Below are 20,752 nucleotides of genomic sequence, written 5' to 3' on the forward strand. Positions count from 1 at the left end.
TGAAGCCGTCCCCGCGGAAAGCGAAGTAATCGGCCGGAGCGATATGTTAGCACACTACTGGTTTCAAAATTACCACTTCAGCTATGTCGCAGTTTCTTCCTTATGTGCAGCATGTTGGGGCTTATTCTTAAGAAAAAATGACTGGTCTTTTTACAATAAAGAGTCGAAGTGATTTACTTTTATCACTTCGACTTTACTAAAAAAATCTTTACAAGTTTTTAATATGTATCAATCAAATGATCATCTAAACCAAGATATGTATCTGTCTCATCGTTTACACGATTTATTTCCAATAAGCGAACCTCATTCTTTGTCAATGTTAGATGAAGAGTTAATTGATCCCTGGTGACCTCCGTTTGAGAAGATTCAAAATATGGTATCGCACTTTGCTTAAGTGTATCCACTTGTGCTTTTGATGGAAAACGCGGGCGGCCCTGTTCCTTCCATACTCTCCATGGATTTGCATGTTTTTCACTGATCGATTGTGTTGAGGTAAAATACAAACCATTAGAAACTGGTAATTGAACAGATAAGCTCCTATCATGCTTTTCGCCTTTATTCATCACTAGATTCCAAACAATAGCTACAATATCACCATTCTCTTTTTCCGTCACAATCAGTTGGTCATCACGATATAGCAGCTTCGCGCCTAAGCGATTGAAAAAGGCAAATAAATGATAGGTAGGCTTTCGAATATGATTTAACCCCATCAGACCAAATCCACCATGGAACTGTGCTTTTGGTACATCTAACTCTTCAAATACATCACTAAATGTCCAATAAGAAAAGGAATCAACATGTTCGCCACCTTCACTTAAAATTTTAGCAAGGTAAGCAGCGTTTAATGTCGTATCATGTACTGGATTAATCGGACTGTACGATGTATTGTATTCTGTTATATGAAAAGGTAAATCAGGATAATCCGAATCATTAATCATTTGACGAACATTTTCAAATTCCTGCAGCATTTTTTCTGGTTCTTCCAATTCCTGATAATAGTAATCTGGTGTCACTTTATGTGGAGGTTTTGATGTATATGCATGACGTGATACAAAATCCACTGGTACATTTTCTGTTTTACAGAAAGACAGAAAATCTGTAATCCAATGATCTGATCCCCCACAAATAGCCGGTCCCCCTACTTCAATTTCAGGATGAACAGATTTAATCGCTTCTGCTGTCATCTTATATAATTTGAAATACGCTTCTTTATCCGCATCTTTCCAAAAATTGACTAAGTTTGGTTCATTCCAAATTTCAAAGGGCCATGTTAATACCTCTTTCACCCCATACCGTTCGATAAAGTGTTGGGTAATAGCTTTAATTAAGTCCCTCCACTTTTGATAGTCATTTGGTGGAGTGACATTCCCTTCCCATGCAAAAATGGTTTGTTGATCGGAGGCAAGCAATTTAGGCATAAAGCCAATTTCAATAAAAGGTTTTAAACCCAAGTCTAAGAAAGAATCAAAAATACGGTCAATGTATGTAAAATTATAAAACGGTCTTTTTACCCCGTCTACTTCGATTTCACGATAAATACCAATATCATCATGTAATAAGCCATGGCCACGGATATAAGAGAACCCAATCTCTTTTTGTACTGTTTTTAAATGGTCCAGATAGTCTTTTTGCAATGCAAGTCCTAAACGCCCTGTACCGATACATTTCTTCCAATGTGCGGGAAAAGTTCGTGGATTCTCTCCCGTTACCTGAATTTCAGACATCTTAGTTATTCCTCCCTTTTTCTACGGCCTGTATAAATAATTTCGCCTTCTCTGTTAAATCAGCTAAATAAGAATCTGTTATATGATCCGTTGCTTTAACTAGGGTACTTCCAGCACCTACTGCTACCGCTCCTGCCTGAATATACTCACTTGTATTATTAACATCAATCCCACCTGTTGGCATTAACGGAATATGTGGAAGTGGTCCTTTTACATCTTTAAAAAATCTTGGACCGACCACACTAGCAGGAAACACTTTAATCATGTCTGCTCCTGCCTCATATGCAGTTAATATTTCTGTTGGAGTAAACGCACCAGCAACCGAAACAGCACCATATCTTTTCGTCATTTCAATTGTTTCTTTTCTGACAGTGGGAGAGAATATAAATGATGCACCAGCCATCAATGCCGCCCGAGCAGTTTCAGCATCTAATACGGTACCAGCACCAACCATTACATCGTCCGCTAATTCGTTTTTTACTTTATCGATTAAAGTTAACACTTTAGGTGTTTCGACCGTTATTTCTAAAGATGTAACCCCACCATCACGTAAAGCTTTAGCTATTGGAATAATTGTTTCAGGAGTGGTTTTTCGCATCACTGCCACTACACCACTATCTAGCATTTTTGATAATACAGTCATCCAGTTCACCTACCTTTTTACATTAGTGTTTTCAATCACAGTCTATACTCCACTGTATGCCATAAATCCACCATCCACCGGAATACAAGTCCCGGTAACAAAACCACTCGCTTCTTCATCTACTAACCAAAGTAATGTTCCTAATAGATCTTCTGGTGAACCTAAACGGCGCATTGGTGTATGATCAATAATCTTTTGCATTCTAGGTGTTGGGGTGCCATCATCATTGGTTAGAAGTGGACGATTTTGATCGGTTAAGAAAAAACCTGGGGCAATGGCATTGACACGAACATTTGCTTCCGCCATATGGACTGCTAACCATTGCGTAAAATTATTGATCGCGGCTTTTGCTGCACTATATGCAGGCACTTTTGTCATTGGACTGGGTGCACTCATCGAAGAAATGTTAATAACGGTTGTTTTCCGTTCAACCATTCGCTCAGCAAAAATTTGTGTCGGAATTAAAGAACCAATAAAGTTCAAGTTAAAGACGGATGAAAACCCTTCCGTTGTCATATCAAAAAAGCTACGAATCGAGGGATCGGACAGATCTTCTTTATTAAACTTTTCCCCTGCAGTAGTACCGTCTGGATGATTTCCACCAGCTCCATTAATAAGTACATCAGTAGCACCATATGTCTGGAATACCTGTTGCTCTGCTGCAACTACCGCTTCCCGATCTAATACGTCACATCCTATCGCAATTGCTTCTCCACCTTTTGTCTTAATATCATGAACTACCTTTTCAGCTTTTTCTAATGTTCGATTTAATACAGCCACTTTCATACCTTGACGTGCCAATTCTTTTGCCATTTCTCCACATAAAACACCACCCCCGCCTGTGACGACTGCTACTTTATTTGATAGATTAGTGTGTATTGGTAACATAGTGTTCATCCTTTCGTTGCGATAATTCCAGTGCATCCCATAGCCCCCACAAATACATAATCCCAAGAGCTCGATCATATAAACCATAACCTGGTCGACATTGTTCATCCCAAATATGTCGCCCATGATCAGGTCTGACATATCCAGCGAAACCAATATCATGATAGGCCTGCACAATTTGGTTAATTGGTAATGATCCATCCTCGGTACGATGTGACGTTTCGATAAAATCGCCATTGTCAAATAATTTCACATTACGAATATGAGCAAAATGAATACGATCTTTAAATTCGTGTATCATGGCTACGATATCATTATCTTCTCGCACACCCAAAGCTCCGGAACACAAGGTAATACCGTTATATTTACTAGGTACTAGATTGACGATTTTTCGTAATCGCTCTTGTGTAGTAACAATACGAGGGAGGTCAAATATCTCCCATGGTGGATCATCAGGATGTATTGCAAGCTTGATATCATATTCTTCACAGATCGGAATTACTTTTTCGAGAAAATATCTTAAATTATCTAAAAGATCTTCTGTAGTAACATGCTGATATGCTGCAAATAAGTCCTTTAATGTTTCCAATCGCTCCGGCTCCCATCCTGGCATCGTGTAATCCGGATTGGCAGCAATTTTCCTAACTAAATCTAGCGGATCCATATCTGTTACTTTCGCTTTTTCATAAAATAATGCTGTAGATTGATCAGGTAACGAACCAAATAAATTAGTTCGCACCCAATCAAAAACCGGCATAAAGTTATAACAAATTACCTTTACATTAATCGAAGCTAAGTTTTTTATCGTTTCTATATAATTATTAATATAATAATCTCTTTCTCTATGACCTAATTTGATTGATTCATGAATATTAACACTCTCTACTACATCGAGGTGAAAATCATATGCATCTGCTTGTTTTTTTATAGCTTGAATACGTTCTGCAGGCCATATTTCCCCTGCTTGAATGTCATGCAATGCCCAGACAATTCCTTCAACACCTGGGATTTGTTTAATCTGAGGAAGTGTAACACTATCATTACCTTCACCAAACCAGCGAAAGACCATTCTCATCGTGTATACCTCCTCTTAGCTCAATAAATTGTGCGATTATGTTGATCATTTATCCTTGATTTTCGATAAAAATAAGTATTAATTTGATCACGCCATTCTCGCGCATTTGCTTTTTGTCTTTGCAACCGATCTTGCACATTTTCAAAACGATCTTCATCAATATATTGTTTTAAACTATCCCATCTTTCAATCAGACCATCCACTTGATTGAACCCTTTGAAATGGGTATCGTAAATATGTTGGATAACACTTTTTCCATTTTTTAACATATACTTGTATGGCACGTAATGGAAAAATAAAAGCAGTTCATCAGGACAATGCTCCAGGCTATTATATTTGGATTGGTTTGGTTCCTCATACTGTTCTGTATATCCTGTACCAGTTTCTTTGGTACGATCTACACCTATTCCATCTCGATCTGCAAAGTGATAGGTTCCCCATCTCGAATATTCATAGCCATCAATATTTGGTCCATAGTGAACTCCTGGTGTTACCATCCAGCCAACACCTAGAGGTGCCGTATAATTTTCGTAAATTTCCCATGAGTTTAATAACATATCTTCTATTGTTCCAATAATTGTTTCTGTATTACCAAAAGTTTGAATAATCCACTCTTGAGCAATTTCCTTTGCTGAAAGAGAAGGGTCCCATGTTAAGCGGCCATACCCGTAAAGATTTGCTTGCGCTAGTGTATTACCTGTCCAATTCTCATCATCACCTATATTGGAAACTGCTGAAATTCCGCTGTATTTATAAGGATGAATATTACCAGCCACAATTTCTTCTATACTACTGCCTTCACCTTTGATATGTGTATCAAATTGTAATACTTGTTTCCATTGTGGAATCAAATAGCAAAGGTCTATTTGTTGACCTGTATATTCTTGTGCTACTTGAAATTCTATTATTTGATTGGTGTTTGGCATGGCCCCTATCAAAGGAGAAACAGGTTCTCTTACTTGGAAATCCATTGGGCCATTTTTGATTTGTAAAATAACATTTTCATGAAAACGCCCATCTAATGGTTTAAAGTGATCGAATGCCGCTCTTGCGCGATCTGTTGAGCGATCTCGCCAATCTTGCAGACAATTATAAACAAAGCAACGCCAAACTACTTTACCATTAAATGGCTCTAATGCTTCCGCTAACATATTGGAACCATCTGCATGATCTCGATCATATGTAAAAGGGCCAGGTCGATGTTCGGAGTCCGCTTTGACAACGAACCCTCCAAAATCAGGAATATATTCATAAATCTCTGCTGCTTTATCTCTCCACCATTCTTTTACAGACTGATCTAGTGGATCTGCTGTTGATAAGCCACCGATCGCCATTGGACTGGCAAAGTTAATGCTTAAATATAATGTAACACCGTATGCTCTAAATATTTCTGCGATTTGTTTAATTTCTGGTAAATATTTTTTTGTAATAAAGTACGTTTCTTCTTTCCACACATTAACGTTATTAATAGAAATCGCATTAATCCCAACCGATGATAGATATCTGGCATAATCCTTGATTCTAGATTTATCCTGAACAATTTGGCCATTCTTATAAAATATCGAATTACCAGAATACCCTCTCTCTACACTTCCATCAAGATTATCCCACTGATTCAACATACGGAATTGATTTTTTGGTTGTTGAAAAATTTCAAGGTCACTTATATCCTTTTCCAGTTGTACTAAACGAATCAAATGATGCACTCCATATAATACCGCTCGATCCGAGTTACCAATCACTTTTAATTGATGATTGGAACTAGATAGAAGATAACCTTCATCATTGCTAGACTTTAACTTTTGGATTTGTGTTTCATTAAGTAAATTTCCAAGTTTCTCTATGGTACCGATTACAATTTTAGCTGTAGGATCTTCCCCCTTTACCTTTATTGCTTGGTTTAACATTTTTGATAATGCGAAATCTACTTCTACTTTTGCTGATTTAATGGCAGGTGTATCACCAAAAACACTAATTTCATTCATTAATAATTCATATTGTTTTATGTTTGAGATTGGACGATATTGCAACCACATATTATATTTAGTACGATTCATTTCAAATTCCTCCTTCATTATACAAAAAATTCTGGATATTCTTGTTTTAATTTATCTTTTTCAATATCTACTAGTTGCAGGTGATCTGTATTAGCTTGTTCAGCTAAATTAGTATCCTTTAAAGAAACTGCTTCAAATATCTTCCTATGTTGGGAGACTATAATATTCCAATCATGGTTTACGGATAATCGTAACAAACGTAGACGATCAAATTGGATATTCATACGTTTCACCATTTCCCATGTTCGGTTCTTGCCACATCCTCTATATAATAATTGATGAAATTCATCATCCAATTCAAATAAACGTTGAAACGATCCTTTTTCTAAGGAAAACTCTTGGAGTGTTAAATTAGATTCTAATTGTATTAAATCTTCTTCACTGATCATTTCAACTGCTTCTTTAACAATTGCTTTTTCGATATTTTCCCGAACAAATCGACCTTCTTCTACAAGTTTCAAATCAATCTTTGTCACAATAGTTCCGATCTGAGGATAGACACCTAATAACTCCTCTTGATTTAATTTTAAAAATGCCTCTCTGACGGGCGTTCGACTTACATCTAATTTTTCAGATATTTCTTTTTCAGATAACTTCGTCCCCGGAGCAATATCTCCGTTCATAATTTGCGCTTTTATAGTATCATATACGTAATCACGTGATGAGCCTCTGGTTCTTTGGTTTTGAGTAACCATTCCTACACCCTCTTTATACTAGTATGGTAGATTCATTATACTGTTTTTATTGACTTAATTCAACTTAAAAAAACAAAATAATTATCTAACTATATAATAACAAATGATTTTCTTATAATATATTTAGTCTTCCCAGAGCATGGTCCATTTTTGATCCTCTTCTAAAACAATAACTGGCTGATGGATTTCCAGATAGCCATATTTGCTTTCGTAAAAATAGATAACTGTTAACCTGTAAGCGGTTTGGGGAAAGTTGTTTTCTTGATCAAGCTGATAGCCTTTTATTTTTTCGGCATCAGTCACTTTAAATTCAAATGTATCTACTCCAAAGTGATCAAAGAATACATGAGCTCGATCTTGTATATAGCCCGTTTTATCAAACTTTTCTTTCATATGGGAATGAAATAATTCCCATGAATTTGAAAAATCCCCTTTTTGTTCATACTGATAAAATTCCTCTACGAAATTAATTACTTTTCGTTCTGTCGAGAAAAGTTGAATAAAGATATAAATCAATAAAGTTACAATTACACTTAACACTACCGTTAAAAAAAATAGATTAGGATAATTTTTAGAGTAATATCGCCTTTTTTTCAATTTAATCACCCAATTTTATAAATAGAATAAACTTCCTAGAAGCCTTTCTAAAGCATATTCAAAGAATTGTATATTATTATTCTCAATTACTAACAGATAAAATAGTTCTAATTACCCATTGAAATCGCTTTCTAAATTTTATATACTGAAAACGGTTACAGTAATAGTTGTTGTGTACATATACTGTTCATGCCAAGTTTGGTGTGAATCCATGTACAGTATTTTGATTCAAAATAGATTGTCCCCCTTTGCACCCTATTTAAATAGGGTGCCTTTTTTTTGATTAAATGATATAAATTGTGATCACCAGTCAATCTGTAATTCTAAAAATTCATAGATTAGACTTCCCTCTAATACTTAGAACAAGTTGTATTATTAAGAATTGAACTGAATGTGACATGTTTAGCAAAGATAATTGATATTAAGGAGGACGAAACTTGAATGAGACATCTACATAAAGTTGCAGAGATTGCTGAAGACTTTATAAATGAGCATAAGATACCTGGGTTTAGTTTGCAAATTGTTTCGAGAGGATACAGTATTTTCAAATTTGATTCTGGTTATTCAAACATAGAATTAAAAAGACCTTTTCAACAGAATACAGTTAGTCCAATAATGAGCATTTCCAAGAGCATTACATTTAGAGGAAAATACTGATTTTAGGATAGATACACCAATTATTGAGTATTTACCTTACTTTACTACAAAGAGTGGTAGATGCAACAAGATTACTTCTAAGCACATAATGAGTCATACTGCTGGTTTCCCAGATAATATATGGCTTGTGACGTTGCTGGACAAAGCTTTATTTGAATTTGCAAAAAAACTTCCAGAATACCAATTTATTTTTAAACAAGTTCCAAGCATTCATGATACTATTTTTAAAATAAAAAATAGAGAAGAAATCACGAAGTATTTTTCAAATATTGACTTAACATACCAACCAGGTGAAGGATGGTGCTATTGTACAGATGCATATGTTATTTTAGCTGATATATTAGAAAAAATAAGTGGTTTACATTGGGAAGAATATGTCATAAAAAAAATTTTAAAACCCATAAACATGGATAACACATACATAAATCCCTCAACGACTTCACTTCACAATATGAGTAATTACTATTTGTATGATAAATGTGATTATATAAAAATACCGACTCCCCATAATCCTTTAGGGGCACCTGTTGGATTTATCTACTCCACTGCAAATGATATGGCAAAATATTTAATTGCAATAATGGGAAATGAACAGAATGTTATTAGTCAAACGAGTAGAAGAAAGATGTTTTCTATGATTGCACAAAGAGAGTCTGGGTTAAGTTATGGTCTTGGTTGGAAAGTAAAAATAGTGCGAGAATTAAAAGTAATTGAACATGCAGGAGGTTATCCAGGAGTCAGTAGTTTTGCATCAATGATTCCAGATAAAAATTTTGGACTTATTATGTTATGCAATATTGGTGAAGCTCCTCTTCAAATACTATCAGATAAAATAAGCAAGATTTTTCGTCTCTAATATTTGGTGATATGTTCAAGATTGATTTCATTTCCAAATACGTTAGAAACGCTCAGAAAAATCTGAGCGTTTCTTTTATACTATTTGATGTTATTTCTTTTATTTTTCCACACTCTCTCAAATAGCGTTTTTTTAATGTATTTCTGCTGGTTTAACATATACTTGCTCGTTTTTGTGAAGTACTTTTGCTTTTAAGAATGGGATAACGTATCGGTCTAAACCAAAGCGACGTGCATTATATCCCGCTACGAGTAAGAATAATGTTAGTAAGATCATTTGGGCATTTGTGCTTACTGTTCCACTGAATAAGAAAGCAAAGTTCATGATAATTCCCATTAATGCTGCAAAATTAGTGAATACCCCGAGAATCAGTGCAATCCCAACCAAGAACTCGCCCCACATTACTACGAAAGTAAATATATCTGCACCTGGAAGAGCTACTGCTTCAAGAAAACCTGCCCACCAACCTTGTACTGCAGGATGATCGCCTGTCGCTTTACCGATTGCACCTTGGATAAATCCTCCGGCATCAAAACCACCTGTTATTTTACCCCAGCCACCTACTAACCATTGATAACCGATATACACTCGAATAAATGTTAAGATTCCTGCTATCAGTTTATTATTTCTTAATAAATTTACAAACATTTTATACACTCCTCTACTTGTTTTTGTTTAACATTTCACATGATAAGTTATAAATTAATTTGTTTCGGCAATTACTGCTTTTGTTTGGGTTCTTCTTTCCTGTACAAAATTACGAATAAATGGGATTACATATCTGTCTGCTCCAAAGCGTCCTGCATTGTACCCTGCGACTAAAAGAAATACTGTTAACAAAATCATTTGACCATTAGTGCTTACAGTACCACTAAATACAAATGCAAAGTTCATCATAATTCCCATCAATGCTGCAAAATTTGTAAACAGCCCAAGAACAAGAGCAATACCTACTAAAAACTCTCCCCACATTACAAGAAAAGTAAATAAATTTTCTCCCGGTAATGCAACACTTTCTAAGAATGCTGCCCACCAACCTTGTACCGCTGGATGATCGCCTCCTGCTTTTCCGATCGCTCCTTGTAAATATCCTGATGCATCAAAACCTCCCGTAATTTTACCCCAACCTGCCGTCATCCATTGGTACCCTAGATAAATACGAATAATTGCTAATACACCGGCAACATAACCATTTTTCCTTAAAAATTCAACAAACATTTTACTCACTCCTTTTTATTTGTTCAATGATTCACATTTATTTGTGTGAGTGTTTATCTTTATTACACTTACATCATATCATCTGGTGGTAAACTTATTCAACCATTATGTTCAACATTTCACATTTCGTTCAATTTTGTGTGTCTAAATTGTGACAACAGGATTATGCCTTTACCGTTTAAGCTAACGTGATCATAATCTGTGCGACCGTTGATAAATGAAGAAACAGTATCTATCAGAGATTGTTTCTTCTTATCTACTAATTATCTTGCACAAACATCCTTATGAACTACCCGTTCTTCATCATCTGGTGTATATGGAACGGAATAGTCAAAGTTTTGCATATCTTGATCGATATCACTGGTATACCGATTATCATCTGCCTCCGTAGTATGATAACTTTCTATTTCCTCTTCTTCATTTAGTGTCTCATCTAATTTTTGGTCTACTTTATCTTCTAGTTCTTCTTCATCATTTGCAATCCTCGTACCATTTTGCACATATTGATCCGTTTTAATCATATCTCTTGAATTATGAAGAGCATAAGGATATTGTTGAATCGCATTGTTATTAAAAACAGTACCTCCATCAAGGTAGCTTTTGACAAACCATCCTATACCTATTAATAAGATAATACCTAGTGCAATTGTTATATAAATTTGCATTGAATCTTAATTGTTTTTCAGGATTCTCCCCTCCAAGCATCACTTCATTCATACTACTAAATTACCATTGAAGTATAAACAAGTAAATAAATCCTGATAAAGTTCGCTATTTTTAAATAATAAATAATAGAAAAAAGTGCGACATTTTTAGCCACACTTTTTACAACACTACTATACATGGTTTGCAAAACTTTGCTTAACTTGTTTTAAAACATCATCCCCATTACGATCCCATAACGATTGATTAATAATTTCTACTTCAATCGGACCATAATAACCTGTATCTTCCACTGCTTTTCTCATTCTATTTATTTCAATGACGCCCTCACCCATCATCGCGCGTCCTTTAAACATATCTGCCATTGGCACTTTCCAATCAGAAACATGAAAGCCTAGAATTTTTCCCTTTGCTCTTTCTATTTCATGATAAAGATTTGGATCCCACCATACATGGTAAACATCGACGATCACACCAACTTCATTTGCACTATATTTTTCGGCAATTGTAGTTGCTTGGTTTAATGTATTAATAACGGAGCGATCGGCTGCAAACATCGGATGTAACGGCTCAATAGCAAGCTTTACTCCATGATCTTTCGCATATGGAACTAACTTGTCAATGCCTTCAGCCACCTGTGCTCTTGCAGTGTCGATATCTTTATCAGCACTCGGACCGCAAACAAGTACAAGTGTGTCTGTTCCTAATTCAGCCGCTTCTTCAATGGCTCTTTTATTATCGTCTATTTTTTCTGCTCGTTCTTTGGCAGTTGCAGCTGGAAACATCCCACCTCGACAAACACTTGAAACTTGCAGTCCTGCATCTTGGATTAATCGTTTTGATTGTTTGAGACCGATTTCTTCTATTTTATGACGCCACACTGAAATCCATGATATATCATGACGTACACAACCTTCGACAGCTTCTTGGAGGTTCCATTGTTCTGTCGTAATTTGATTGAGACTAAGACGATTCATTAATTTATCATCTGTCATCGGTTACCCTCCTGTTTCACACCTGCTAATTCAAGTGCCAGTTGCATTCTTTTTGTTGCCATTTCTGGATCTCTGAGCAGTCCTGCCTCGTCAGCCATTACAAATAGATCCGATAAATGAACAATAGACCGCGCACTTTCTTTTCCGCCAATCATACGGAAGTGATCCTGATGACCGTTTAAGTATGCCATAAAGACAACACCTGTTTTATAGGAAAAGGTTGGTGCTTGGAAGATATGACGAGATAATGGTACTGTTTTTTCCAATAGCTGATCATATTTTTGAAGATCTCCTGCATCTAGCGCATGCATAGCTGCTGCCGCCGCTGGTGCTATCGCATCAAAGATTCCCAATAAGGCATGACTGTATCCTTTTTGATCACCTTTAATTAATTCTGGATAATTAAAATCATCCCCTGTATACATGCGCACACTATCTGGTAAACGTCTACGCATTTCTATTTCCTTTTGATCATCCAGAAGTGAGATTTTAATTCCATCTACCTTTGATTCATTGTCACGAATAATTTGTAGACAAACATCCATGGCCTCATCTATGTCTTGATGACCCCAGTAACCTTTTAATGCGGGGTCAAACATATCACCTAACCAGTGTAAAATAACGGGCTCTGAAACATTTTGTAAGATTTTATTATAGACGCGTTGATAATCTTCTGGTCCTTTTGCACATGCTGCAAGTGCACGACTTGCCATTAAGATAATTTTTCCGCCCTCACCTTCGACAAAAGAGACCTGTTCTTCGTATGCTTGTTCAACATCCTCTAAGGTAACAGTTGAAGAAACTTCTAGATGATCTGTCCCAACACCACTTGCGATGTTACCACCAACAGATTTAGCTTCTTTAATCGAACGAGATATTAGTTCTTTAGCGCCTTCCCAACTTAATCCCATTCCACGTTGTGCAGTATCCATTGCTTCAGCAACTGAAAGTCCAAGTGACCACAAGTAATGACGGTATGCCATCGTTTTATCCCAATCAATTTGCGAATGTAATGTTGGATCCGCATCAGCTAATGGATCTGCCACCACATGTGCAGCTGAATAAGCTGTTCTTTTTTGAAAAGGTTTATCTTTTGGTATGTCAAAAGGTGTGAATGGACTAGTTTCATATGCGTACAACTTGCGATCTTTGTTTGGTAAAATTAGCTTTGTCACTTTAGTACCTCCTTACAATCTGATTTCTGGTACATCTACCCAACGTCTTTCTTCCCAAGATTTTAAGCCAAGGTCAGAAAGTTGCGTGCCTTTTGCACCTTCTAATAAATCCCACGGGAATTCCGCGTCCTCAACTACGTGCTTAAGAAATAGTTCCCATTGTACTTTGAATCCATTATCAAACACATCATTTGTCGGTACTTCCTGCCATTGTGCTTCAAAATCAAACGGATTTTCAATGTCTGGATTCCAGGTAGGTTTCGGTGTATTCACACGATGTTGTATTTTACAATCACGTAGACCTGCTACTGCACTACCTTCCGTTCCATCAACCTGAATCGTTAATAAATCATCGCGATTTACACGTACTGCCCAAGATGAATTTGCTTGTACGACAACACCATTCTCTAATTCAAATGTACCGTATGCAGCATCGTCTGCTGTTGCTTTGTATCTATCTCCGTTTTCATCTACACGCTCTGGAATATGTGTCGCACCTAAACAGGATACAGACTTGACATTTCCAAATAAATTATCAATCACATAACGCCAATGGGCAAACATATCAACGATAATACCACCACCATCTTCCTTGCGATAATTCCATGATGGACGCTGGCCTTCCTGCCAATCTCCTTCAAACACCCAATAGCCAAATTCCATTCTAACCGACAACATTTTTCCAAAGAAGCCTGAATCAATAAGACGTTTTAACTTTAATAAACCAGGTAAGAATAATTTATCTTGAACTACTCCATTTTTCACTCCAGCTTCTCTTGCTAATTTTGCTAATTCAACTGATCCTTCTAAATTAGTAGCTGTAGGTTTTTCACAGTAAATATGTTTCCCTGCTGCAATCGCCTGTTTAATACTATCTGCGCGGCGAACGGTTGTCTGTGAATCAAAATAGATCACATTATAGTCATCAGCAAGAGCTGCATCTAAATCTGTCGAATAACGTTCAATCCCATGCGCTTCTGCTAACGCTTTCAATTTCTTCTCATTTCTACCGATCAAGATTGGATCTGGCATTAACGTATCTTCATTTTTTAATAATACGCCACCTTGTTCTCTAATCGCTTTAATTGAACGAATTAAGTGTTGATTCGTCCCCATTCTTCCAGTTACACCATTCATAATAATTCCGATTTTTTGCTGCGCCATTTTGTTTTCCCCTTTCAATTGCTAAGATACATCTATGGTAACGCAATAAAAAAAATCCGTCTTATTAATCTAAGAACGAATTTCTTAAAATCGGAAATGAATTATTGATGAGATTACTGGCAACTTTTAATGATTTACTGGCAACTCTGCTTTTGATTGGTCCGATATTTATTAGGGGATATCGCTGTTATGTTCTTAAATGCTCGATAAAAAGTGGATATGGACTCGAAGCCGACTTCAAAACAAATTGATGCAATGTCTTTATCCGTCTCCACTAACATTTTTTTAGCTAAACGCACTCGAACCTCTGTTAAGTATTGAATCGGAGTCATATTAAATGTTTCCTTAAAAATAGTGTTCATGTGTCGTGTACTAATTCCTAATCTTGAAGCTAAATCTTCAGCATGGATCCATTCATAGTAATGCGAATCGATATAATCTCGCAATCTGTCCGCTCTAAGCGTATTAGCGTCTTTCGTTTCCCCATCTTTTTCACCACGTGATATCAATAACAGTAATTGAGATAAATAGATTTTTAACGCCATCTCCTGATGAATACTTTGATTTGCTTGTTCATAAAGCATCGTACGTAATAATTGCCGGATCTCACTACTATTAAATGGATTCAATCCGATGAATTTTGATTCAAACAATGAGTTTTCGAATAACTTTTGATTGGTAGAATTAATCACACGTTTGTCAAAAGCTAAAACTAATACTGTTAATTTATGATCAGACACGATCGCATGTGGTGTTAATGGTGTAATAAACGTTAAGTGATCTTGTTCAAGTTGATATTCTTTTCCATTTAATCTAATCTTCCCTGTACCTTCCAATGTGTAGATTAATTGATATACCTGATGATGGTGTTCTTCAATTCGGTCTCCTGCAAGGTGCTTGCTTTCATATAATTGAATACCAAACGGTTCTATGAAAATATCTTTTAGCATACACTTCCCCCACTTATCCGATTTCTTTGTATAATTTCTAGTTATTTATCAAGCGATACTGCGAAAATTAGGAAGTTATGATATATTCTATTATAATGTATTTTATTTTAAAAAAGCAAAAAGTGAGGAGAATTAAATATGAAAACCTTAGTTTCCGTTGTGTTAGTCGGAATCGGTGGATATGGAAACGTCTATTTAAAAAGTCTTTTCGATAAAGGAAATGAAAGCGCATTAGTCAAAGGTGTTGTAGATGTTGCACCAGAAAGATCGAACTATTATCAAGAAATCAAAGAAAGAAAGATTCCTATCTTTGATTCATTAGAAGATTTTTATATGGAGAATAAAGCCGATTTGGCGATCATTTCAACACCAATTCATTTACATAAGGATCAAGCGTGTCTTGCGATGGAAAAAGGTAGTCACGTACTTTGCGAAAAGCCTGCTACCGCGAATCCTGACCATTTAGAAGAAATGATTAAAACTAGAGATCGTACAAATAGAAAGTTAGCCATTGGATTCAATTGGTCATTTACGGATTCTGTTCAAGATTTGAAACAAGATATACTCAAAGGGCAGTTTGGCAGACCTTTAAGAATGAAAAGTCTCGTATTGTGGCCACGTAATGCGGACTATTTTAATCGCTCTGGTTGGGCAGGTAAAAAATTCAGTCCAAATGGTGACATGATATTTGATAGTGTTGCTAATAATGCTACAGCTCATTTCTTGCATCATTTATTATATTTATCTGGTGATAAAATTGAAAAAAGTGCTGAAATTGATCAAATTTCTGCCGAATTATATCGTGCAAATCCGATTGAAACATTTGATACTTGCGCCGTCCATTTACATACCAAAAATGATGTGGAGATTATTTACCTTGCATCACACGCTGTGGCGGATGAGCATCGACCTAAGTACAAGCTTGAATTTGAGGATGCTACTATTACGTATCATCCAGATGGCGAGAGAAGTGAAATTGTAGCAAAATGGCATGATGGAAAAGAAAAAATATACGAGGATCCTGAGAAAAATCATTTAGCAAAGTTAGGGGTCATGATAGAAGCAATCCAATCTGACGATCAAAGTATATTATGTGGACCAGAAGCTGCAAAAGCACATGTTCAGGCAATTTATGGCATGCATCAATCAATAAAAGACATACCAACTTTCCCGGCACATTGGATAGCATATAATGAAGAAACCAAATTAACCACCGTCCAGGGACTGGATGAAACCTTAACACAATGCTACCACCAATTTTGTTTACCAAATGACCTGGGCATTGAATGGAGTAAAGCAGGAGATATTGTGAAGTTATAAATCGAGACTTAAACCAGTGGGAGATTTTTTCTCTTAATTACGCACTAAAACAATCCGAACGTTGTTAGCGTTCGGATTTAACTTATTTACTTCGATGTTGATTCAAGTCTTTTTCACATCTCAGTTAATTCTATTTTTTGTAGACTGTTCCTTATTTCTTGAAGAGATTTACCCATGTTTGCTTCCACTGCGGCAATGTAGCTTCCTTCTACAAGTGGAATATGGTCTGCTAGTTGGACATTGGCAGACTCAGAGAATTCGATTGCCATTTCGGCATTCATTTTTGCACTACCTAAATCGTACATTAATAACACACCATTACCGTTGTCTACTTGAGTAATTGCATCGATAATTTTTTCCATACTCGTTCCAATTTGATTGTCATCTGTTCCTGCTGCTACTGCAATTGGTACTCCGGTTATAACTTGCTTAATAAGCTCGAAAACACCATCACCTATCTTTGGGCTGTGAGAAATGATAACAAGACCTACTTTATCTGACATCATTTCAATTCCCCACTTCTATTACTGCTACCAATGCTTCAAAAATATAAAACGATGACATTGAACCGGGGTCCACGTGCCCTAGTGTTCTTTCTTTTAAATAAGAAGCTCTTCCTTTTGTAGCAACCATCTCTCTGGTATCTTCAATTGTGGCCTGACAAGCTTCAATCATTTCCTCCCAATCTTCTACGTTTTCTGATGCTAAAAATTCAGCGACTTGATACCAAACATCATACATTGTCTTTTCACCAAATTCTGCATTCCCTCGCATTTTAATACCTGCAAGTGCTGCATCAATCGCCTCTTTGAAATTTTGCTGATTGACTTCTTTATCCTGTAATGCCATTGACATTTTTAAAAAAGCGGTTCCATATAATGGACCTGAAGCACCACCAACTTTAGCTGTTAACGTCATTGCTGCCGATTTTAAAACATCTGCAACCGAATCGTATTCTGTATCATCAATTTTATTTACAACTTCATTGAAGCCTCGTGCCATATTAATTCCATGGTCACCATCTCCAATTGCTTGATCTAAAGCTGTTAACTGTTCCTTGTTTGCTTCCATCCTTTTCTGAATTTCCTGCATCCATTGTTTTGTTTGTTCAACTGTTAAAATAATCATATTGTATTGTACTCCTTCTTCGTTCTTTTTTAATTAAACTCTAAATGCTTTTGCCTGTGAAATAGCATTTAACCCATCTTTTAATTGATCATCTACTTTCAGCAGGGTGATAGAAAAACCAGACATTTCTAGAGCAGTCATATATTCACCAACCCATTTATTATAAATTGTAATCCCTTTTTCGGCTAATAATTTTGCCACATGTCGATAAACGATATACAACTCCATCTCAGGTGTTGCTCCCATACCATTAACCATCACTGCTACTTCACTATCTTGATAATCGATATCTGCTGTAATTTGGTTAAGTAATCTTTCTACTATTTTATCAGCTGATTGTAGTGGCACACGTTCAATACCAGATTCACCATGTATACCTATACCTATTTCCATCTCGTTATCATCTAACGCAAAACTTGATTTACCTGCCGCAGGAACTGTACACGCAGATAAGGCAACCCCCATGGAACGTACATTAGCAATGACTTTTTCTGCTGCAGCTCTCACTTCTGTTAAACTAGCTCCTGATTCAGCGATTGCACCTGCTACCTTATGAACAAAAACAGTACCAGCAATGCCGCGACGTCCTGTAGTAAAAGTACTGTCTTCCACTGCTACATCATCATCAACGATAACTTTTTCTACGTTAATTCCTTCTACTTCTGCTAATTCCGCTGCCATTTCGAAATTCATTACGTCACCGGTGTAATTTTTAATAATCAGTAATACACCTTCCCCACTATCCACCGCCTTAATTGCTTCATAAACTTGATCAGGAGTTGGTGAAGTAAAAACTTCTCCTACCACTGCGGCATCGAGCATTCCTTGTCCAATATAGCCGGCATGTGCAGGCTCGTGTCCGCTTCCTCCACCACTTACTAAACCTACTTTACCTTTAATCGGTGCATCCTGTCTGACTAACACGGTTGTATTATCAATTCGTTTGATAGAATCTGAATGTGCCGTTACAATACCATCTAACATTTCTTCTACTACTTGATCGACATTGTTAACCACTTTTTTCATAACGGATCACCTCAATTTTTAGTATAGTTTCATCGTAAACAAAATCGAATAAAATTACCAGAAAATAACGGTTCCAAAATGACAAAGTTTTTCTGGACACTTTTGTTGGGTTATTGGACACTTTTCGTCATTTGTTGGACACTTTTTCTACTTTATTGGACGCTTTCAAGATTTTATTGGACACTTATTAACATTTATTGGACACTTTAACTATTCCAACGATCAGAAAAGCCGTGAGATGTTATCTCTCACGACTTTGTTGGATGAACTGCTTCGTAAATGAATTGTTCTAATTCTGCTGTATAATTTTCTGTTTCCTGATCTGACCAGTTTAACTGTTTCGCCATTTCAGCTATCACTGCCGCTTTCTCTTGTTTAACCCTGTCAATATCAAAGAATAAAGCACCTGTTCTACGAATAAAGAAGTCAATCGGCTTACATGCCGCTTCATATTCAATACTGTAGTTAAGCATCGCATTGGTCACTGGATTGATTTTCGTATCTTCTTTAACTTGCTGATAATAATCAAAAACAACCGGCACATTAGATCCATATCGTTGAACAAGCAATTCCGCATCTTTTTCTGATAACCCTAAATGTATACCTTTAGCCAATTGCTCTTTTTTATATTCGATAAACCCTGTAGATCCACCAACATCTCCACCTGACAATGGTAAATGTTTCGTATCACTAGGATAGAACACTTTTTGTTCTGATTTCACCATTTTGTCGCGAATTACATTTACGACGTCTTCTGCCATTTTACGGTAACCGGTCAGTTTCCCACCAGCAATCGAGATTAATCCTGAGTTTGATTCAAAAATTTCATCTTTACGTGAAATTTCAGACGGATCTTTGCCCTCCTCAAAAATTAATGGACGTAATCCAGCCCAGCTAGACTCGACATCATCTGCCGTAATTTGAAGGTTAGGAAACATAAATTCGATTGCTTGAATAACGTAATCCCGATCAGATTCCGTCATGGTAGGATGGGCAATGTTTCCTTCATAAACGGTGTCTGTTGTTCCTACATATGTTTTACCTTCCCTCGGAATTGCGAAAACCATTCTTCCGTCTGGCGTATCGAAATAAATAGCCTGTTTTAACGGAAAACGAGATTCATCAAATACCAAATGAATTCCTTTGGTTAAGCGAAGTCTTTTGCCTTTTTTGGAATGATCTTTATCTCGAAGCGTGTCAACCCATGGACCTGCAGCGTTTATAACATACTTCGCTTCTAATTCATGTATTTCATTTGAGAGTTGATCCTCGATTTGAACACCTTTAACTCGCTCATTCTCATAAACAAGTTCTTTTACTTTGGCATAATTTAAAGCAAGTGCACCATTCTCGACAGCCTTTTTCATAACTTCCATCGTCAAACGGGCATCATCTGTACGATATTCAACATAATAACCTGCACCCTTTAAACCTTCACTTTTTAACAATGGCTCTCGCTTCAATGCTTCCTCACGCCCAAACATTTTACGTCGCTCCGATTTTTTCACTCCAGCAAGAAAGTCATAAACACGTAACCCTATATTTGTAGATATAGGACCGAACGTACCACCTTGGTAAAAGGGAAGCATCATCCACTCGGGAGTAGTAACATGTGGGCCATTTTCATAAACGATTTCTCTTTCTTTACCTACTTCTGCAACCATCTTCACTTCGAATTGTTTTAAGTATCGTAATCCACCATGAACCAATTTTGTAGATCTGCTTGATGTACCTGCTGCAAAATCCTGCATGTCCACTACTGCTACTTTCAGTCCTCTTAGGGTGGCATCAAGAGCAATACCTGCTCCTGTAATGCCTCCTCCAATAATAATCATATCAAGAGAGGTTGTTTTTATGTTATCGTATGTTTCTAGTCGTCTTTTACTTGATAAAGTCATAGATTACGCCCCCGCGGTTCATT

General features: G+C 36.5%; 21 protein-coding genes. 3 read left to right on the forward strand and 18 right to left on the reverse strand.

Annotation, left to right across the window (positions count from 1 at the left end):
- Positions 1 to 218 precede the first annotated feature (218 nt).
- From BUC25_RS07615 to BUC25_RS07645, 7 genes are all read right to left on the reverse strand, one after another.
- On the reverse strand, positions 219 to 1,724 hold the full coding sequence (locus tag BUC25_RS07615) for a GH39 family glycosyl hydrolase (protein WP_073201267.1): 1,506 nt from the start codon (positions 1,722 to 1,724) through the stop codon (positions 219 to 221).
- Position 1,725: 1 nt separating this feature from the next.
- Positions 1,726 to 2,367: a bifunctional 4-hydroxy-2-oxoglutarate aldolase/2-dehydro-3-deoxy-phosphogluconate aldolase gene (locus BUC25_RS07620; protein ID WP_073201268.1), complete on the reverse strand. Its 642-nt coding sequence runs from the start codon at positions 2,365 to 2,367 to the stop codon at positions 1,726 to 1,728.
- 42 nt (positions 2,368 to 2,409) lie between these two features.
- Positions 2,410 to 3,255 carry an SDR family oxidoreductase gene (locus BUC25_RS07625; RefSeq protein ID WP_073201269.1) on the reverse strand — a complete coding sequence of 282 codons (846 nt, stop codon included), beginning with the start codon at positions 3,253 to 3,255 and terminating at the stop codon, positions 2,410 to 2,412.
- Entirely contained in the window at positions 3,236 to 4,330 is a 1,095-nt protein-coding gene (gene uxuA, locus BUC25_RS07630; RefSeq protein WP_073201270.1) for a mannonate dehydratase, read from the reverse strand. Before uxuA ends, BUC25_RS07625 begins: the two co-directional genes overlap by 20 nt.
- A gap of 20 nt (positions 4,331 to 4,350) precedes the next feature.
- On the reverse strand, positions 4,351 to 6,387 hold the full coding sequence (locus BUC25_RS07635) for an alpha-glucuronidase family glycosyl hydrolase (protein WP_073201271.1): 2,037 nt from the start codon (positions 6,385 to 6,387) through the stop codon (positions 4,351 to 4,353).
- A 17-nt stretch (positions 6,388 to 6,404) separates the two neighbouring features.
- Complete coding sequence (locus BUC25_RS07640; RefSeq protein WP_073201272.1) at positions 6,405 to 7,082, reverse strand: GntR family transcriptional regulator; 678 nt, start codon at positions 7,080 to 7,082, stop codon at positions 6,405 to 6,407.
- Positions 7,083 to 7,205: 123 nt separating this feature from the next.
- Positions 7,206 to 7,679, reverse strand: a complete 474-nt coding sequence (locus BUC25_RS07645; RefSeq protein WP_073201273.1) for a hypothetical protein — start codon at positions 7,677 to 7,679, stop codon at positions 7,206 to 7,208.
- Between the two features lie 441 nt (positions 7,680 to 8,120).
- On the opposite strand from BUC25_RS07645, the gene BUC25_RS19770 reads away from it, so the two are divergent.
- Positions 8,121 to 8,336 carry a serine hydrolase gene (locus BUC25_RS19770; RefSeq protein WP_073201274.1) on the forward strand — a complete coding sequence of 72 codons (216 nt, stop codon included), beginning with the start codon at positions 8,121 to 8,123 and terminating at the stop codon, positions 8,334 to 8,336.
- Between the two features lie 22 nt (positions 8,337 to 8,358).
- Positions 8,359 to 9,192, forward strand: a complete 834-nt coding sequence (locus BUC25_RS07655; RefSeq protein WP_342039390.1) for a serine hydrolase domain-containing protein — start codon at positions 8,359 to 8,361, stop codon at positions 9,190 to 9,192.
- Between the two features lie 132 nt (positions 9,193 to 9,324).
- Here the strand turns inward: BUC25_RS07655 and BUC25_RS07660 are convergent, their stop codons facing one another.
- From BUC25_RS07660 to BUC25_RS07690, 7 genes are all read right to left on the reverse strand, one after another.
- Positions 9,325 to 9,840: a DoxX family protein gene (locus BUC25_RS07660; RefSeq protein ID WP_073201276.1), complete on the reverse strand. Its 516-nt coding sequence runs from the start codon at positions 9,838 to 9,840 to the stop codon at positions 9,325 to 9,327.
- Positions 9,841 to 9,894: 54 nt separating this feature from the next.
- Complete coding sequence (locus BUC25_RS07665) at positions 9,895 to 10,410, reverse strand: DoxX family protein (protein ID WP_073201277.1); 516 nt, start codon at positions 10,408 to 10,410, stop codon at positions 9,895 to 9,897.
- Between the two features lie 263 nt (positions 10,411 to 10,673).
- Entirely contained in the window at positions 10,674 to 11,075 is a 402-nt protein-coding gene (locus BUC25_RS07670) for a hypothetical protein (protein WP_073201278.1), read from the reverse strand.
- Positions 11,076 to 11,246: 171 nt separating this feature from the next.
- Positions 11,247 to 12,068 (reverse strand): sugar phosphate isomerase/epimerase family protein, encoded by an 822-nt coding sequence (locus BUC25_RS07675; RefSeq protein ID WP_073201279.1) that lies wholly within the window; start codon positions 12,066 to 12,068, stop codon positions 11,247 to 11,249.
- The gene (locus BUC25_RS07680; RefSeq protein WP_073201280.1) at positions 12,065 to 13,243 is read right to left on the reverse strand and encodes a dihydrodipicolinate synthase family protein; all 1,179 of its coding nucleotides are present in this window, start codon (positions 13,241 to 13,243) and stop codon (positions 12,065 to 12,067) included. The genes BUC25_RS07675 and BUC25_RS07680 overlap by 4 nt, the downstream gene beginning before the upstream one ends.
- A gap of 12 nt (positions 13,244 to 13,255) precedes the next feature.
- On the reverse strand, positions 13,256 to 14,407 hold the full coding sequence (locus BUC25_RS07685) for a Gfo/Idh/MocA family protein (RefSeq protein WP_073201281.1): 1,152 nt from the start codon (positions 14,405 to 14,407) through the stop codon (positions 13,256 to 13,258).
- A gap of 134 nt (positions 14,408 to 14,541) precedes the next feature.
- The gene (locus BUC25_RS07690) at positions 14,542 to 15,357 is read right to left on the reverse strand and encodes an AraC family transcriptional regulator (protein WP_073201282.1); all 816 of its coding nucleotides are present in this window, start codon (positions 15,355 to 15,357) and stop codon (positions 14,542 to 14,544) included.
- Between the two features lie 138 nt (positions 15,358 to 15,495).
- Here BUC25_RS07690 and BUC25_RS07695 point away from each other — a divergent pair, with 138 nt between their 5' ends.
- Positions 15,496 to 16,677 carry a Gfo/Idh/MocA family protein gene (locus BUC25_RS07695; protein ID WP_073201283.1) on the forward strand — a complete coding sequence of 394 codons (1,182 nt, stop codon included), beginning with the start codon at positions 15,496 to 15,498 and terminating at the stop codon, positions 16,675 to 16,677.
- A 113-nt stretch (positions 16,678 to 16,790) separates the two neighbouring features.
- On the opposite strand, the gene dhaM is transcribed toward BUC25_RS07695, so the two are convergent.
- From dhaM to BUC25_RS07715, 4 genes are all read right to left on the reverse strand, one after another.
- Positions 16,791 to 17,180: a dihydroxyacetone kinase phosphoryl donor subunit DhaM gene (gene dhaM / locus BUC25_RS07700; protein WP_073201330.1), complete on the reverse strand. Its 390-nt coding sequence runs from the start codon at positions 17,178 to 17,180 to the stop codon at positions 16,791 to 16,793.
- Between the two features lie 4 nt (positions 17,181 to 17,184).
- Entirely contained in the window at positions 17,185 to 17,805 is a 621-nt protein-coding gene (gene dhaL / locus BUC25_RS07705; protein ID WP_073201284.1) for a dihydroxyacetone kinase subunit DhaL, read from the reverse strand.
- 33 nt (positions 17,806 to 17,838) lie between these two features.
- Complete coding sequence (gene dhaK / locus BUC25_RS07710; RefSeq protein ID WP_073201285.1) at positions 17,839 to 18,831, reverse strand: dihydroxyacetone kinase subunit DhaK; 993 nt, start codon at positions 18,829 to 18,831, stop codon at positions 17,839 to 17,841.
- Positions 18,832 to 19,079: 248 nt separating this feature from the next.
- Positions 19,080 to 20,729, reverse strand: a complete 1,650-nt coding sequence (locus BUC25_RS07715; protein ID WP_073201286.1) for a glycerol-3-phosphate dehydrogenase/oxidase — start codon at positions 20,727 to 20,729, stop codon at positions 19,080 to 19,082.
- Between the last annotated feature and the right edge of the window lie 23 nt (positions 20,730 to 20,752).

The organism is Gracilibacillus kekensis (assembly GCF_900143085.1).
GTDB classification, from domain to species: domain Bacteria; phylum Bacillota; class Bacilli; order Bacillales; family Amphibacillaceae; genus Gracilibacillus; species Gracilibacillus kekensis.

What these genes read in the sequence shown, in the direction of transcription:
- BUC25_RS07615 (WP_073201267.1), bottom strand. Translation starts at nt 1,724, where the DNA reads ATGTCTGAAATTCAGGTAACGGGAGAGAATCCACGAACTTTTCCCGCA.
- BUC25_RS07620 (WP_073201268.1), bottom strand. Translation starts at nt 2,367, where the DNA reads ATGACTGTATTATCAAAAATGCTAGATAGTGGTGTAGTGGCAGTGATG.
- BUC25_RS07625 (WP_073201269.1), bottom strand. Translation starts at nt 3,255, where the DNA reads ATGTTACCAATACACACTAATCTATCAAATAAAGTAGCAGTCGTCACA.
- uxuA (WP_073201270.1), bottom strand. Translation starts at nt 4,330, where the DNA reads ATGAGAATGGTCTTTCGCTGGTTTGGTGAAGGTAATGATAGTGTTACA.
- BUC25_RS07635 (WP_073201271.1), bottom strand. Translation starts at nt 6,387, where the DNA reads ATGAATCGTACTAAATATAATATGTGGTTGCAATATCGTCCAATCTCA.
- BUC25_RS07640 (WP_073201272.1), bottom strand. Translation starts at nt 7,082, where the DNA reads ATGGTTACTCAAAACCAAAGAACCAGAGGCTCATCACGTGATTACGTA.
- BUC25_RS19770 (WP_073201274.1), top strand. Translation starts at nt 8,121, where the DNA reads ATGAGACATCTACATAAAGTTGCAGAGATTGCTGAAGACTTTATAAAT.
- BUC25_RS07660 (WP_073201276.1), bottom strand. Translation starts at nt 9,840, where the DNA reads ATGTTTGTAAATTTATTAAGAAATAATAAACTGATAGCAGGAATCTTA.
- BUC25_RS07665 (WP_073201277.1), bottom strand. Translation starts at nt 10,410, where the DNA reads ATGTTTGTTGAATTTTTAAGGAAAAATGGTTATGTTGCCGGTGTATTA.
- BUC25_RS07670 (WP_073201278.1), bottom strand. Translation starts at nt 11,075, where the DNA reads ATGCAAATTTATATAACAATTGCACTAGGTATTATCTTATTAATAGGT.
- BUC25_RS07675 (WP_073201279.1), bottom strand. Translation starts at nt 12,068, where the DNA reads ATGACAGATGATAAATTAATGAATCGTCTTAGTCTCAATCAAATTACG.
- BUC25_RS07685 (WP_073201281.1), bottom strand. Translation starts at nt 14,407, where the DNA reads ATGGCGCAGCAAAAAATCGGAATTATTATGAATGGTGTAACTGGAAGA.
- BUC25_RS07690 (WP_073201282.1), bottom strand. Translation starts at nt 15,357, where the DNA reads ATGCTAAAAGATATTTTCATAGAACCGTTTGGTATTCAATTATATGAA.
- BUC25_RS07695 (WP_073201283.1), top strand. Translation starts at nt 15,496, where the DNA reads ATGAAAACCTTAGTTTCCGTTGTGTTAGTCGGAATCGGTGGATATGGA.
- dhaM (WP_073201330.1), bottom strand. Translation starts at nt 17,180, where the DNA reads ATGTCAGATAAAGTAGGTCTTGTTATCATTTCTCACAGCCCAAAGATA.
- dhaL (WP_073201284.1), bottom strand. Translation starts at nt 17,805, where the DNA reads ATGATTATTTTAACAGTTGAACAAACAAAACAATGGATGCAGGAAATT.
- dhaK (WP_073201285.1), bottom strand. Translation starts at nt 18,831, where the DNA reads ATGAAAAAAGTGGTTAACAATGTCGATCAAGTAGTAGAAGAAATGTTA.
- BUC25_RS07715 (WP_073201286.1), bottom strand. Translation starts at nt 20,729, where the DNA reads ATGACTTTATCAAGTAAAAGACGACTAGAAACATACGATAACATAAAA.